Genomic DNA, 12,503 nt, shown 5'->3' with positions numbered 1-12,503 from the left:
CATCGGCGCGGCGCACGCGTTCTGTCGTCGGTCAGGGACGGGACGGTCCGGCACCCGGCCCGGCGGCCTCAGCCGGCGTACGGGCCGAGCGCGGCGAAGGCCGCGCACGCGGCGGCGGTCTGGTCCATGGTGTCGAGCTGGCCCAGGAGAACTGATGTCGGGCGATCACCGTCCTCGATCTGAGGGCCGTCCCGGGACCTGAGCGGGAGCGGCCCGGCCATGCTGCCGGGCCGCGCCCGCGCCCGGGCTGGATCGTCACTCCGCGTCCGGCCGAATGCCTGGACGACCCGCTTCGCCACGGCCGGTCGCCGGGCGTGCCGGCCGTGCTGTCGGCGGGGCGGGGATCGGGTGGCGCGCGAGTCCGGCGAGCGCGGGCCCGGGGGCCGTCGTGCGGATCAGACGGCGGGAAGCGGGGTGTCGATCACGTAGAGCCAGCGGCCGTCGGGCTGGCGGCGGGCGACCTGGGTGCTTTCGGTGGTGAGCGCACCGCCGTCGGGGGTGGTGCCGGTGACGGTCGCGGTGGTGGAGATGACGGCGATGTCGCCGGCCGTGTGCGTCGTTCGCGGGTGGAGGGTGACCCGGGCACCGCGTTCGAGGAAGGTGCGCAGGTGGTCGGTGATGGCGTCGGTGCCGGTCACGGGTGTGCCGGTTGCGGTGGTCAGGGCGGCGTGCGGCTCGTGGAGGGAGGCGAGGGCGGGGAGGTCTCCGGCTTCCAGGTGCGTTTGGAAGAGGGCGGCGAGCTGGTCGGGGGTGGTGGCGGCCGGGGCCGTGGGGTGTGTGGTTGTGGGCCGGTCGCCCCAGCCGGCCTGGGCGATGAGGTCGTGCCAGTCCGGCAGGGCGCCGTGCGGGAGACGGCGTCGCAGGAGCTGACCGGGGAAGCTGAGGGGGGAGGCCTTGGCGGGGTTGGCCAGGGCCTGGGCGATGATCGCGTCGGCTATCGCGTAGCCGAGATCCTCGCGCGGGAAGGCGTCGTGGACCCGCTCGGCGAAGCCGTCGGGCAGCGCGTCCCTGCCGCGGCCCATGACGTCGAGGGCGATGCCCGCCTGGGCCAGGCCCACTTCCGGGCCCTTGCGCGCGGCGATGCCGTCGGAGGTGTGCAGGGCGACGGCGTCCCACACCACCGCGACCGTGTCCTCGTCGGCGCCGTGCTCCCGCAGGAAGGTGGCAGCGAGATCGGCTCCGTCCACCTCGAACCGCTGGTCGCCGTTGCCCTCCTCGGTCAGGCCGAGGTCGTGGAGCACGCAGCCGAGGAACAGCCGCTCGTCGTGGTAGTCCGCGTCCGCCCGCAGGCCCCGCCGCTCCGCGAGCCCCCGGGCGAAGAGGTAGCCGCGGACGCTGTGCCGGAAGAGGAACGGCTCCTCCGTCTCCTCGGCGAACCGCAGCGCCGCGACGGCCAGTTCACTGCGTGGCAGCTCGAACTCGGTGGTGGCAGGGCCGGACAAGGTGTGGTTCATGGTCGGGGCTCCTCGTTGGGGAACGGAACGCTCCGATCCTGCGGGCATCCGACGGGGCCCGCGAGTGGCAAGAATGCCGTAGTACGTAAAGTTCTGGCCATGCACGTCGTCGCGGTCCTCGCCCTGGATGGTGTCCTGCCGTTCGAACTGTCGCTGCCCGGCCAGGTCTTCGGCGGGGTGAGCCAGGCGGGCGGTCCCGCGCACTACGAGGTGCGCGTGTGCGCGGCGGGAGGGAGTGTCACCACCGCACCCGAGCACGGGTCCTTCCTGCTGCGCGCCCCGTACGGTCTGGAGGCCGTGGCCGAGGCGGACACCGTGATCGTCCCCGGCCACGCCGGGTTCCTGGACCCGGTGCCGGCCGCGGTGCGCGAGGCGCTGTCGGCGGCGGCCGGCCGCGGGGCTCGCATCGCCTCGCTGTGCATCGGAGCGTTCACCCTCGCCGCCGCCGGCCTCCTCGACGGCCGCCGCGTCACCACGCACTGGCAGTACGCCGCCGAGCTCGCCCGCCGGCACCCGCTCGTCGACGTCGATCGCACCGCGCTGTTCATCGACCACGGTGACCTGGCGACCTCCGCCGGCATCGCCGCAGGGCTCGACCTGTGCCTCCACCTGGTCCGCCGAGACCTCGGCGCCGGTATCGCCGCCGCCACCGCCCGCCGAACCGTCATGCCGCTCCAACGCGACGGCGGACAGGCGCAGTTCATCGAACACCCCGTGCTCGGAGGCGCCACCGCGGCCCTCCAGCCCACCCTCGCCTGGCTGGAGCGCAACCTCCACCGGCGGCTCACCCTCGCGGACATCGCGGGCCACGCCGCCCTGAGTATCCGCAGCCTCAACCGTCGCTTCCGCGCACAGACCGGCACCACACCCCTGCAGTGGCTGCTGCGCGCCCGCGTCGACCGGGCCCGCGAACTCCTCGAGACCACCGAGCTGTCCGTCGGCCAGATCGCCGACCGCACCGGGCTGGGCACCCCCGCCACTCTTCGGCACCACTTCCACCGCCTGGTCGGCACCTCCCCGCAGACCTACCGGAGGACGTTCCACTCGCCGAAGTAGGCCCAGGCCGGGACCTTCGTTCGCGCGGTGCGGCGAAGCGCCCGGTGCGCCGGTCCGCGGCTTCCGTTCGCCGCCCGTGTGCGCCTTGTGCCCCGGTCGCTGCCGCGCCCGCTCCGGGGCTGTGGCCCGCCTGGCGGGCGCTCCTGTTGCGCGTTCGAGTGATGACCCTACAATCGCCCCCATGTGGTCTTTGCATAGTGCAAGGAGTTTCGGGCGGTCGAATCGGCTGCGGGCCGTGTGGTCCTCTCGCCGGGGCCTGCTGGTGCTCGAACACGCGGTCGGCGGCGGCTACGCGCTCGGGTTCCTGCTGCTCCTGCTGGTCGGCAAGATGGCCGCGACGTCGCTGACGATCGGCATCGGCGGCTCAGGCGGCGTCTTCGCCCCGAGCCTGTTCATCGGCGCCATGCTCGGCTCCGCCTTCGGCCAGAGCGCACACGCGCTGCTGCCGGGAGTGGCAGGCCCCGTCGGCGCCTACGGCCTGGTCGGCATGGGCGCGGTGTTCGCCGGCGCGGCCCGCGCACCGATCACCGCCGTGGTCATCCTCTTCGAACTCACCGGCGAATACACCATCATCCTGCCGCTCATGGCCGCCATCGTGCTGGCCGAACTCGCCAGCCGACGGCTGTCGCCCGACACCATCTACACCGCCAAGCTCCGCCGACGCGGCATCGACCTCGACCAGCCCGCCCCGCAACCGGACCCGGCCCCCCGGCAGCCGGTCCCCGCCGCCACCTAACCCGACAACGCCACCAGAACCGGGCGACGAAGCGCCCAGTGCCCCGCAGCCCCGTCACGAATCCTCCGACCCGACCAGGGACCATGACGACCACCGACCAGCACGTCACCCAGTCCGCACCGGAGACCGCGAACCCCGCGCCCCGCGGAAACCGAACCCTCCGACTGGACCCCGCATCGGACGGCATCCGAGCCACCGCGGCGGTCACCGTGCTGCTCCTGGCCGCGATCCCGCTGGTCGGCCTCACCTCCGGAACGCCGTCGAGGCGCCCGCGACCCGCGCACACGACACCCCTGCCGCGCCAGTGCTGCGCCGGTGTCCACCACTGCCCGGATCCGCATGGTCGCCACCTCCTCTGCCGGCGGCATCCGGGCAAGAGGGCCACGAAAGCCACGGTGCCCGGTCCGGAGCGGGCTGCGGGTCCCGTCATTCCCGAGGGCGCTCCGAACGCCCGGCGCGGGACCGGCGCCGACAACGGCCGACCAGCAGTCCGGTGGGAGCAGAGTGGGCGTGGTGAAGGCATCGCCGTCCAGGACCCACACACCGCGGGCGACCGAGTCGGCGGTGTACCAGGTCCGCCCGTCGGGGGAGAGCTTGATGTCCTGGGGCGTGGAGTCGTTCTGGGGGATTCGACACGACCGCGGAAGCGGTGGCCGATGAACGCCCCCCGGCCGGGTCGGCAGCCGTAGCCGTTCGTCCGTCGGGCACCGGCGTCGTCGGCATGCGGTGACGACCTGTCAACGATGCGGATCGCAGCGGCGTCGGGCCCGCCGTAGCGGCTGGGAGGCCGGCCTGATGTCACTCCCTCTCGCGAGCGGGCCGGGCAGGGTCGGATGAGCGGTCACCAGCCGAGCAGGTCGGCCGGGTGCTGCTCGGGGGCCGACGGTTCTCCGCTCGCTTCGGCGAAAGCGTGCAGGGCGGTGACCAGGCCGGTGCGTTGCCGGGCGGGCATGGCGGTGACGATGCGGGCGATTTCCTCGCGGCGGCGGTCCGTGGCGTCGACGACGGTGCGGGCGCCTGCCTCGGTCAGTTCGATGCGGACCTCGCGCCGGTCCTCGGGGCTGTTCACCCGTGCGACGACACCCGCGGCCACGAGACGCTCGATCATCCGCATCGCCGTGGACGGGTTCACCGCGAGGTACTCGGCCAGGCGCGACATGCTCATCGGTCCGCGTGAGTGCAGCACGACCAGCATCCGGAACTGGGGGAGCGTGAGGGATTCCGCGACCTCCCCCAGGGAGCGGGCGGAGATCGCCACCAGGACCCGGGAAGCGGTGAGTACGGCGGTGACCAGGTCCTCCTCGGCGGGGCCGGAGGACCGGTCACGGGAGGCGCGCGTGGTGGGCTCGTCGGACATGTGTCCTTTTTACCGTCCCGGCGCGTCCGTGCACACGTTCATTCGATCTTCCCGTCACAGCACGGTGGTCTCGCCGCTGCCCCGATTTCACTCGCACGGGGCTGGTGCCCACCACGAGCGACTCTCCGGTCTCTTCCGTCGCCTACGCCATCGAGGCGGCTCTCCACGCCCTGCACGGAGACCTCGCGCTGCTGCTGACCACCCTGGCCCTGGTGGTCGGCCTGGTCGTGGTCGTCACCGCGAACTACTGGCAGCTGGTACGGCGCTTCCCCAAGGCCTTGGCGTCGGCGCGGCGGCCGCCGCCGGTGGGCGATCGGGCCACGGTGGACGTTCCTGCCGATCGGCGCGGGCCTGTACGAGCGCTGGGTGCGGGCCGGCAGCCCGAGCGGAATCGAGGACGTCGAGCGGAAGGCCGAAGCGCAGTGACGTGACGGACCGCGCAGGACCGCAGCGCGGGGTCATCGGCTGCCACGGGGACGCGGCGGGGGACCGGGAGGACACCGAGCACCGCTTCTCGCTGCGGCCCGGCCCGGCACCTCGGCGGCGCTCATCGCAGTGGCCCGGCGTTCGTTGCCGCCGCAGCGTGCGCCTGGCGTCCAATCCGCCCGGTATCGGCGCACGCACTGTCGTGCTCGGCGTCGCCTGCCGCATCTTGGCGGGATGCCTCGGTGCCCCAGCGGCTGGGCGTCTCGTGGCCGGTCGGGAGAGCGGAGGCGGTGTGCGTGTTGTTTTTCGTACTCCAGTGCCGTTTAACTGTCCTGCGGTCAAGGGCGGTTACGCGGGTACCGGGGGGCGGATGGTGGATGTAGGGGTGTGTTTTCGGCTTGCTGAGGACGAGGTGTTCCTGTATTCACCTTGCTCCTCCCCGGGGGTGCACGGTGGCGCGCATGCGGTGCTGGCTGGATCGGTCACCGGATGTATCTAAATCACGCTAAAGGCGGGGCGGCATATCGCTGTAGTATCGGGCTCCACTTGGCCCAATCCGGTGACACTACCTTGAGCGACGCGGGGCTAGAGCTCTTGGGTCATGGATGTGCCGGGCCATGTGGAGAGTGAGCTTCGTACTGTGAAAAGACTTGTGGGCCGTATGCATTGCCTCGAACGCAGATTTTGCAACCACCCGTCCGGCCCCCGCAATCCACCCGCCAAATCCCAAAAGCGTTATGAGGCCACTGGCGGCGGGTGAGCCGGAAGCCGCAACGATGCTACCCCACACGACGGCGGCGGTGATCGCGAGCGAGGGGAGGAGGACGGGCCAGAATAGCCCACGAGCTGTCTTTACGAGGAAAGACCTGTCGTATTGAAATAGATCTTTCGATATTTCTGCATAGTCATCTTTGTCGAGCAGATCGCGCGGATCGAAAACGCCGGCGAGCAAATTTCGCCAAGTCTCGCCTTGCTGGTAGAGGCCATTGGCCATCGAGCGCAGTAGCTTGTCGCCGCCAAGCCTATCCGTCTTGGTCCTCTGAATATCGGCGCTCCATGCCAAGAGTGACTGTGAAACAACGTCGGCAGAGTAAGGGGGGAATGATGTCGAGAGTTCTTTTAATTCTCGACATATTTGATGGATTCTGGACCCGAAGACCTGAACGAGCTGCTCGGGTTTACCGCTGGCGCACTTAATTGTGCGAGACATGGAACGCCCCAGCTTATAGGCGTTGCCCACTCTTCGGTCCGTTGCCTGCATCCAGCCCAGGACTTCGATATGCAGGTCGTTCAGGGAAAGGAGGAGATGATTTGCGGCGCTCTCGTCATTGATGCGCAGCGAAGACAGCCTTCGGCGAGCGTCGGCTGTCGATGGCAAAGCGCCCGAGAAGGTAAGAGATCCAGCTATGCGACGCAGTGCCGTATCTACGGTGTCGAGGTAAATTTCAATGCGCTTCCGCGTGGAGACGTCCCTGTCTCTCGCCAGGTCTTCGGGTGCCTCCGTCAGGTGATGATCCGGATGTTTGAGTGCTTGCCCCTTGCTTGCGTAGTGGTAAGCATCATTCATTGACCAGCCTGCCTGGAATGCCGTCGTTATGTAATCGGTAATTAGCGCCTGGTCTTGAGGAGATTCCGCCTGCGAGGGTGTGTGTCCATCCGGGGCTGGCTGCACAAATTTGGCAGTCAAGAGTTGCGTCATATGATCACCCCGCGCCTGGCTCTGGCAGATATTATGCGGGCCGCATTGAAAACTGCGGGAAGCGGTTTGACCGCTTCCCGCAGCTCTTTCAGGCTACTTCTGGTGCGTATTGCTTGCCAGTCGAGCTGGTCCGGAGGCGCCGGCTCGGCCGCAGGGCCGCGGCTGGCGCTGGTATGGGACCTGCGAGGTGTTGGCAGCGATCGTGTTCGTCGCCACTTCGGGCTGCACCTGGCCGAGCTGTCACCGCGTGTCGGTCCCTCCGGGGCGACCGTTCGCACCTCGACCGGTCCAACTCGCCGACGGGAGGATCGTCGCGGATGGACGACCCGGAGGCGCGGGTGACGGACGCCAGGCCAGCGTGGGCGGCGAGGGTCGGCGCTCGGGAAGGCGCGATATCGACGAGGCTCCGGGCGGCGGTCCTGACCTCGATGCCGGGCGGCGAGATCAGGACCGGGGGAAGGGAGTGGGCCTCGGCGTGAGCCTCGGTGCCACCGAACAGCTCCCGGAGGCCGAGCGGCACCTCTACAACCAGGGCTACCTGGAGGACCTGTTGGCCGTCCAACTCGGCGGCCGGGCCGCGGAACTGATCGTCTTCGGTGAGGGCTCCAGCGGCGCCGCGAACGACCTCGCCAACGCCACCGTCGTCGCCACCGTCGTCGCCACCCCGATGGTCCGCCTGGTCGATGTTCGGGCGCATCGGCTCATTCACACCGCACGCCGAGCGGCCGCGGCGGGCCGCCACGGGTCACTGCTCGGTGTCCCCCGCCGCCTCGTAGGTCTTCGTCCAGACTGCGCCGCAGCGGCAGTGGTACTGCTCCACGAGTTCGCCGTCGCCGTTCACAGCGAGACCGCCGGACAGCCGCACATGGACGTGATCACTCATGGACAACCAGCCTTTGGTTCGTGCGTCAACGGAGTTTCCCCATCATTCATGAGCCGCGGGAGCACCGGAAGAGCAAAGAGACGGACTCCACATGTGAGAACCCGCGCTCTGCCCGTCCGGTCGCCCTCCGGGACATGTCGCCTTGGTGTTGCCGAGTACCTCCGGCGACGCCGGCAGGAGAGGTGGTGACAGCCCGAGGACGGGTGGGAAGCAGGAACCAGACGCGCGGAGCGCGGAGGCGAGTCGTCGATGTGAATGCGCCGATTCGATCGTCCGGACGTTGCCGTCGTGAGCTCCGCAGCTGCGTGCTCACCGCGACGGTGGCATTCGCCCGTCGTTCCCGTCCGTCGTCCTCAGCGGCCCTGACCGTGACCCTGCGCTCGCGAGGGCCTTGCACAGGCTCAGAGTTTGTAACCGATCTGGCGTAGCAGGCTGTGGCGGTTCGCAGCGTCCTCGTCGTTCTCGACCCCGACCGGCGGTACACCGTCGATCACGCCGATCACGCCTCGGCCCCGGTGGGTGACGGCCAGCAGGACGTCGACCGGGTTGGCGGTCGCGCAGAAGATGACGCACAGCTCGGGCACGAGCTTGACGGCGTTGAGGACGTTGACCGGGTAGCCGCCGCGCAGCAGGATCACGAAGGAGTGGCCAGCCCCGATCGCCTGTGCGTTGCGTACCGCGAGTGGCACCAACTCGTCGTCGTTTCCGGACCGGCGGATCAGGCAGGCGCCGGAGGCCTCGCAGAAGGCGATCCCGAAGCGCAGGTGCGGGCCGACTCCGGCCATTGCCTCGTGCAGGTCCTCCACGGTCTTGATGAAGTGGGACTGGCCGATGATCACATTCACGTCATCGGGCTTCTCGACACTCACCACGTCGAAGGACAATCCGGCAGCGGCCATCAGGAACCTCCCGCTCTCGCTCGTCATCGGACGATGCACGTCGCCCCGATCATGTCCGCCCTACCCTCGTGCCGCTGTGAGGACGCGCGGACGGAGCGTCGCCAAGTCGGCCAGGAAGGCGTCCCGTCAGGGCGAGAGCCGTTGCCGGCCGTCCTGCTCGGGCTCACCGCCGACACCCAGCACGATCCGGAAGCCGCGTCCGCGTTGAAGACCGTCTGGTTGACGGCCGGTGGATCGGCGGAGCCACGGTGGGGGCGCTCAGTGGTGGGGCCCCGGGGGCGGGCCGACGGTGCCGCGATCCGTGGACTTGGTGGTGTCGGTGCGGGTGTCGTCGATGTCGAAGCCGAGTGTCTGGCGGACGGCGACCACTCCGTCCAGCGAGCGGCACATGCCTTCGATGACGGGGATGAGGCTCTTGCGCGCGACCGTGCCGGTCAACGTGACGACGCCGTCATCGACGGTGACCGCGACGGCGTCCGCCGGCAGCCACACCGCAGCACCGGGTGGTCTTCCTCCAGCAGTCCGGCTTCCTTGCGGATCAGGTCGGCCTCGGACACGATGCCGACCGGACGGTCCTGGTCGTCGACGACCGGCACGGCGCTGATCTCGTTGCGGTGGAACAGCCCGACGATCTCCTTGAACGTGGTCTCCCGGTGGGCGACGACGACGTCCCGGGTCATCACGTCCTGCACGGCGCGGTGCTGCATGGCCTGCTCTCCTCCGGACGGTCCGCGGGCGCCGATTCACCCGGGCGCGGCCTCGCGCCCGGGTGGCGCTGACGACGACGGGACCGTGGACGCGGTGGACGACCCCGGTCCACGCCGGGAACTGCCTCGGCACGGCGGTCGCGCGGTGGTGTGGGTCGGGCTACGGGCGTACGACGGCGACCGGGCAGATGCCGTAGTGGAGGAGGCCGTGGCTGACCGATCCGAGGGCCAGGCCGTGGAAGCCGCCCTTGCCGCGTGAGCCGACCACGGCGAGGTCCGCCCGATCGGAGGCGCGGACGAGTTCGGGCAGTGGTTTCCCCCGGACCAGGGTCGTCTCGACCTCGACACCGGGATACCGCTGCCGAAGGGGTACGAGGTGGTCGTCGAGCTGACTGCGGTGCTCGGCTTCCACCGCGTCCGGAGAGGGTTCGGCCTCGGACGGTTCCGGTGCGGTGGGCATGCTCCAGGCCCGCAGGACATGAACCCGGTCGCCGCGCAGGGACGCCTCTTCGAAGGCGAACTCCAGAGCGGCGGTGGAGTGTTCGGAGCCGTCGGTGCCGACGAGGACGCGCCCGTGACCGGTGGTGATCGCGCCGACCACGATCACCGGGCAGGCCGCGTGGCCGGCGACCTGGAGGCTGACGGAGCCCATCAGCAGGTTGCCGAGCCCTCCCTCGCCGCGGGCGCCGAGCACCATGCAGCGCGCCCGCTCTGTTGCATCGCGGAGCACCTCGGCCGGGGAGCCCGGGACCTGGTCGGATTCCACTTCGAGGCCCGGATGGCTCTCCTTGGCGATCGCCACCGCCTCGGCCAGGATCTCCGCGCCCCGGCGGCTGCGGCCTTGGTAACGCCCTGGCGGGAAGAACGGGAAGTCGGCCTCCCAGCCTGGAAGAACATGGGCGATCAGCAACGGGCACCCGCGCAGCGCCGCCTCGCTCGCGGCCCAGACCAGTGCCCGCAGACTCCGCTCGGAGCCGTCCACTCCCACGATCACGGGGTCAGTCATCACTCCTCCTGCTCCTGGACATCCGCTCCGGGCCGGGCGGTGCTGCCGGGCTTGGGACCAGCGCAGCCGTATCGCCCGGTCGCTTCGAGCGCGCGTCCGAAGTGGCGTCGACGGCGCCTTGCGCTGAAGACCGCCTTCTTCACCTTTCTCCAGACTCCGCCTCGCGGGCGCAGCCTGCCACAGGAGACCCGGCACCGACCCTGCGGCCTCCTGGGTCCTTCGCGGGTCACGCTGCGCTCATGGATCCGGCGGTCCTCGGTCTGCGGGTGGCCGCGATCCTGCCCGCTCTGGCCCGACTGGCCGTCGACGGCCTCGCCCCGACCGGGCACCCGGTCGGGACCGTCCTCGCGCTGTACGCCGGCGGGTTCCTGCTGGTGGCGGTGTTCTCCCGCCGGTACCGGCCTCGGCCGTGGCGGTCCCGGGGTGTCGGCCTCAGTGCGCGGGAGCCGATGCCGGGGCGAGGTGGGCGGTGAACCACTGCGCGGCCAGGTCGGCGGCCTGTTCGAGTGTCCCGGGTTCCTCGAACAGGTGGGTGGCGCCCGGGATGACGGCGAGCTGGTTCTCGCACTGGAGCCGGGCCTGGGCCTGCTGGTTGAGGCCGAGGACCACCTGGTCGTCGCCGCCGACGATGAGCAGGGTGGGGGCGGTGACGGCGGGCAGGCGGGGTCCGGCGAGGTCGGGTCGTCCGCCGCGGGAGACGACCGCCCGGGCGGGGGAGTCGGGCTCCGCCGCGGCCCACAGTGCCGCGGCGGCTCCGGTGCTGGCGCCGAAGTATCCGACCGCGAGGTCGCCGACGTCGCCGCGGCCGCGCAGCCAGTGGGTGGCGTCGGTCAGGCGGCGGGCGAGCAGGGCGGTGTCGAAGACGTTCGCCCGGTCGAACGCCTCCTCCTCGGTGAGCAGGTCGAACAGCAGGGTGGCCAGGCCCGCCCGGTTCAGCTCGGCCGCGACGAAGCGGTTGCGCGGGCTGTGCCGACTGCTGCCGCTGCCGTGGGCGAACACCACGATCCCGGTCGCACCGTCGGGTACGGTCAGCTGCCCGCCGAGCCGTGCCGGCCCGGCGTCCACGACGACTTCCGGATCGTCGCCCCTGGCCGAGGCGGGCTGTGCGGGCGGTCGCGAAGCGGGGTCGGGCGGCCGGCCTCCGCGCGTCCGGGTGGCGGCCTCGTCCAGGCAGGCGATCACCTCGGCGTCGGTGGTCTGTGCGAAGTCCTCGTAGAACTGGCCGATCCCGTAGAAGTCCCCGGGCGTGGACAGCGCCACCAGCTCGTCCGCCGCGTCCGCCAGCCTGCGGGTCCAGCCCGCCGGGGCGACGGGAACGGCGAGGACGACCCGGGCCGCGCCCGAGTCCCTGGCGATCAGGCAGGCCGCCAGCGCGGTCGAACCGGTCGCCACGCCGTCGTCCACCACGACCGCCGTACGGCCGGCGAGCTCGGCCCTGGGCCGGTCACCGCGGTACCGCCGTGCCCTGCGGTCGAGCTCGACCCGCTCCCGCGCCTCCACCTGGGCGAGGTCCTGCTCGGAGGTCCGCGTCGCCCGCATGACCGCCTCGTTGACGATGCGCACCCCGCCCTCGCCGATCGCGCCCATGCCCAGCTCCGGCTGGAAGGGCACGCCGAGCTTGCGCACCACGATCACGTCCAGCGGCGCGTGCAGCACCTTCGCGACCTCGGCCGCCACCGGCACGCCTCCACGGGGAAGCCCGAGGACGACCACCTCCCGGTCCGCGAGGTGTTTGACCCGCTCGGCCAGGCGACGGCCCGCGTCCACACGGTCGACGAAGTACATGACCGGCCCTCCTTCGGATCCGGGGAGTGCGGCATGCCCGGGGCTCCTCGATGGGCTGCCCTCCCAATCCCCACGATCCCCCTCGTGCCGCGCGCGCGCGAACGACCGCGCGCCATGGCCGTCCGTCGGCTCCCGGACGGGCCCCGCGCGACGTGCTGGGGAGGCAGTGGCGAGGGAATGAAAGGAGGTGGGCGCTCCGGCGACCGCATGCCGTCGGCGCAGCCGGATCCGCGGAGCCGGGCCGCCCCCGCGGTTGAGGTGCGCACACTGGAGGTTCCCGTGAGCAGCACTTCCGCGCCGGGTCCCGTAGGACCGGTCGTGGTCGGCACGGACGGCTCGGAGCCCGCCCGCCGGGCGGTGCTCTTCGCCTTGCGGGAGGCGCAGGTGCGCGGCGTCGCCCTACGGGCCGTGCGCGCCTACGGCTCCGGCCGCGCCGACCCCTCGGACCTGGGCACGCCCTCGTGGCCCCGCACGAGCGGCGCACTGCCGACCCAC

General features: G+C 71.0%; 13 protein-coding genes and 3 pseudogenes. 7 read left to right on the top strand and 9 right to left on the bottom strand.

Annotation, left to right across the window (positions count from 1 at the left end; genetic code table 11):
• Nucleotides 1-395: 395 nt before the first annotated feature.
• Nucleotides 396-1,454: a nuclear transport factor 2 family protein gene (locus ACFWIS_RS39425; protein ID WP_380461318.1), complete on the bottom strand. Its 1,059-nt coding sequence runs from the start codon at nucleotides 1,452-1,454 to the stop codon at nucleotides 396-398.
• A gap of 99 nt (nucleotides 1,455-1,553) precedes the next feature.
• On the opposite strand from ACFWIS_RS39425, the gene ACFWIS_RS39420 reads away from it, so the two are divergent.
• Nucleotides 1,554-2,510 (top strand): GlxA family transcriptional regulator, encoded by a 957-nt coding sequence (locus ACFWIS_RS39420; RefSeq protein ID WP_380461317.1) that lies wholly within the window; start codon nucleotides 1,554-1,556, stop codon nucleotides 2,508-2,510.
• A gap of 253 nt (nucleotides 2,511-2,763) precedes the next feature.
• Nucleotides 2,764-3,201 (top strand): annotated as a pseudogene (locus tag ACFWIS_RS39415) (chloride channel protein); the annotation flags it as partial.
• Nucleotides 3,202-4,087: 886 nt separating this feature from the next.
• On the opposite strand, the gene ACFWIS_RS39410 reads toward ACFWIS_RS39415, so the two are convergent.
• Nucleotides 4,088-4,603 carry a MarR family winged helix-turn-helix transcriptional regulator gene (locus ACFWIS_RS39410; protein WP_380461316.1) on the bottom strand — a complete coding sequence of 172 codons (516 nt, stop codon included), beginning with the start codon at nucleotides 4,601-4,603 and terminating at the stop codon, nucleotides 4,088-4,090.
• 104 nt (nucleotides 4,604-4,707) lie between these two features.
• Between ACFWIS_RS39410 and ACFWIS_RS39405 the strand changes: the two genes are divergently transcribed.
• Nucleotides 4,708-5,034 (top strand): hypothetical protein, encoded by a 327-nt coding sequence (locus ACFWIS_RS39405; RefSeq protein WP_380461315.1) that lies wholly within the window; start codon nucleotides 4,708-4,710, stop codon nucleotides 5,032-5,034.
• Nucleotides 5,035-5,594: 560 nt separating this feature from the next.
• On the opposite strand, the gene ACFWIS_RS39400 is transcribed toward ACFWIS_RS39405, so the two are convergent.
• On the bottom strand, nucleotides 5,595-6,728 hold the full coding sequence (locus ACFWIS_RS39400; RefSeq protein ID WP_380461314.1) for a hypothetical protein: 1,134 nt from the start codon (nucleotides 6,726-6,728) through the stop codon (nucleotides 5,595-5,597).
• 109 nt (nucleotides 6,729-6,837) lie between these two features.
• On the opposite strand from ACFWIS_RS39400, the pseudogene ACFWIS_RS39395 reads away from it, so the two are divergent.
• Together ACFWIS_RS39395 and ACFWIS_RS39390 are read left to right on the top strand one after the other, a co-directional pair.
• Nucleotides 6,838-6,998: pseudogene (locus ACFWIS_RS39395) on the top strand (IS5/IS1182 family transposase); the annotation flags it as partial.
• Nucleotides 6,976-7,368 (top strand): annotated as a pseudogene (locus ACFWIS_RS39390) (hypothetical protein); the annotation flags it as partial. The pseudogenes ACFWIS_RS39395 and ACFWIS_RS39390, both read left to right, overlap by 23 nt.
• A 105-nt stretch (nucleotides 7,369-7,473) precedes the next feature.
• Here the strand turns inward: ACFWIS_RS39390 and ACFWIS_RS39385 are convergent.
• The 5 genes from ACFWIS_RS39385 to ACFWIS_RS39365 form a co-directional block, all read right to left on the bottom strand.
• The gene (locus ACFWIS_RS39385) at nucleotides 7,474-7,611 is read right to left on the bottom strand and encodes a hypothetical protein (protein WP_380461313.1); all 138 of its coding nucleotides are present in this window, start codon (nucleotides 7,609-7,611) and stop codon (nucleotides 7,474-7,476) included.
• Nucleotides 7,612-8,012: 401 nt separating this feature from the next.
• Complete coding sequence (locus tag ACFWIS_RS39380) at nucleotides 8,013-8,537, bottom strand: adenosine-specific kinase (RefSeq protein WP_380461312.1); 525 nt, start codon at nucleotides 8,535-8,537, stop codon at nucleotides 8,013-8,015.
• Nucleotides 8,538-8,768: 231 nt separating this feature from the next.
• Entirely contained in the window at nucleotides 8,769-8,948 is a 180-nt protein-coding gene (locus tag ACFWIS_RS39375) for a hypothetical protein (RefSeq protein ID WP_380461311.1), read from the bottom strand.
• Complete coding sequence (locus ACFWIS_RS39370) at nucleotides 8,945-9,217, bottom strand: CBS domain-containing protein (RefSeq protein WP_380461310.1); 273 nt, start codon at nucleotides 9,215-9,217, stop codon at nucleotides 8,945-8,947. Before ACFWIS_RS39370 ends, ACFWIS_RS39375 begins: the two co-directional genes overlap by 4 nt.
• 160 nt (nucleotides 9,218-9,377) lie before the next feature.
• Nucleotides 9,378-10,223, bottom strand: coding sequence for a universal stress protein (locus tag ACFWIS_RS39365; RefSeq protein WP_380461309.1), 846 nt, complete (start codon nucleotides 10,221-10,223; stop codon nucleotides 9,378-9,380).
• A gap of 239 nt (nucleotides 10,224-10,462) precedes the next feature.
• Between ACFWIS_RS39365 and ACFWIS_RS39360 the strand changes: the two genes are divergently transcribed.
• Entirely contained in the window at nucleotides 10,463-10,696 is a 234-nt protein-coding gene (locus ACFWIS_RS39360) for a hypothetical protein (protein ID WP_380461308.1), read from the top strand.
• Here ACFWIS_RS39360 and ACFWIS_RS39355 read toward each other — a convergent pair.
• Nucleotides 10,656-12,008 carry a phosphoribosyltransferase family protein gene (locus tag ACFWIS_RS39355; RefSeq protein WP_380461307.1) on the bottom strand — a complete coding sequence of 451 codons (1,353 nt, stop codon included), beginning with the start codon at nucleotides 12,006-12,008 and terminating at the stop codon, nucleotides 10,656-10,658. The genes ACFWIS_RS39360 and ACFWIS_RS39355 overlap by 41 nt on opposite strands.
• A 279-nt stretch (nucleotides 12,009-12,287) precedes the next feature.
• Between ACFWIS_RS39355 and ACFWIS_RS39350 the strand changes: the two genes are divergently transcribed.
• On the top strand, nucleotides 12,288-12,503 hold a 216-nt coding region (locus tag ACFWIS_RS39350; protein ID WP_380524332.1), incomplete at its 3' end, for a universal stress protein.

The sequence above is a fragment of the Kitasatospora sp. NPDC127060 genome, assembly GCF_042724935.1.
In the GTDB taxonomy this organism is placed as follows: domain Bacteria; phylum Actinomycetota; class Actinomycetes; order Streptomycetales; family Streptomycetaceae; genus Kitasatospora.
Note: the sequence above shows the minus strand (reverse complement) of the source record. Positions and strands in the feature narration are given on the sequence as shown.

Bases quoted from the DNA above. Each gene is read 5' to 3' on its own strand.
- ACFWIS_RS39410 (WP_380461316.1), bottom strand. From the start codon at position 4,603: ATGTCCGACGAGCCCACCACGCGCGCCTCCCGTGACCGGTCCTCCGGC.
- ACFWIS_RS39420 (WP_380461317.1), top strand. From the start codon at position 1,554: ATGCACGTCGTCGCGGTCCTCGCCCTGGATGGTGTCCTGCCGTTCGAA.
- ACFWIS_RS39425 (WP_380461318.1), bottom strand. From the start codon at position 1,454: ATGAACCACACCTTGTCCGGCCCTGCCACCACCGAGTTCGAGCTGCCA.
- ACFWIS_RS39385 (WP_380461313.1), bottom strand. From the start codon at position 7,611: ATGAGTGATCACGTCCATGTGCGGCTGTCCGGCGGTCTCGCTGTGAAC.
- ACFWIS_RS39370 (WP_380461310.1), bottom strand. From the start codon at position 9,217: ATGCAGCACCGCGCCGTGCAGGACGTGATGACCCGGGACGTCGTCGTC.
- ACFWIS_RS39400 (WP_380461314.1), bottom strand. From the start codon at position 6,728: ATGACGCAACTCTTGACTGCCAAATTTGTGCAGCCAGCCCCGGATGGA.
- ACFWIS_RS39380 (WP_380461312.1), bottom strand. From the start codon at position 8,537: ATGACGAGCGAGAGCGGGAGGTTCCTGATGGCCGCTGCCGGATTGTCC.
- ACFWIS_RS39360 (WP_380461308.1), top strand. From the start codon at position 10,463: ATGGATCCGGCGGTCCTCGGTCTGCGGGTGGCCGCGATCCTGCCCGCT.
- ACFWIS_RS39365 (WP_380461309.1), bottom strand. From the start codon at position 10,223: ATGACTGACCCCGTGATCGTGGGAGTGGACGGCTCCGAGCGGAGTCTG.
- ACFWIS_RS39355 (WP_380461307.1), bottom strand. From the start codon at position 12,008: ATGTACTTCGTCGACCGTGTGGACGCGGGCCGTCGCCTGGCCGAGCGG.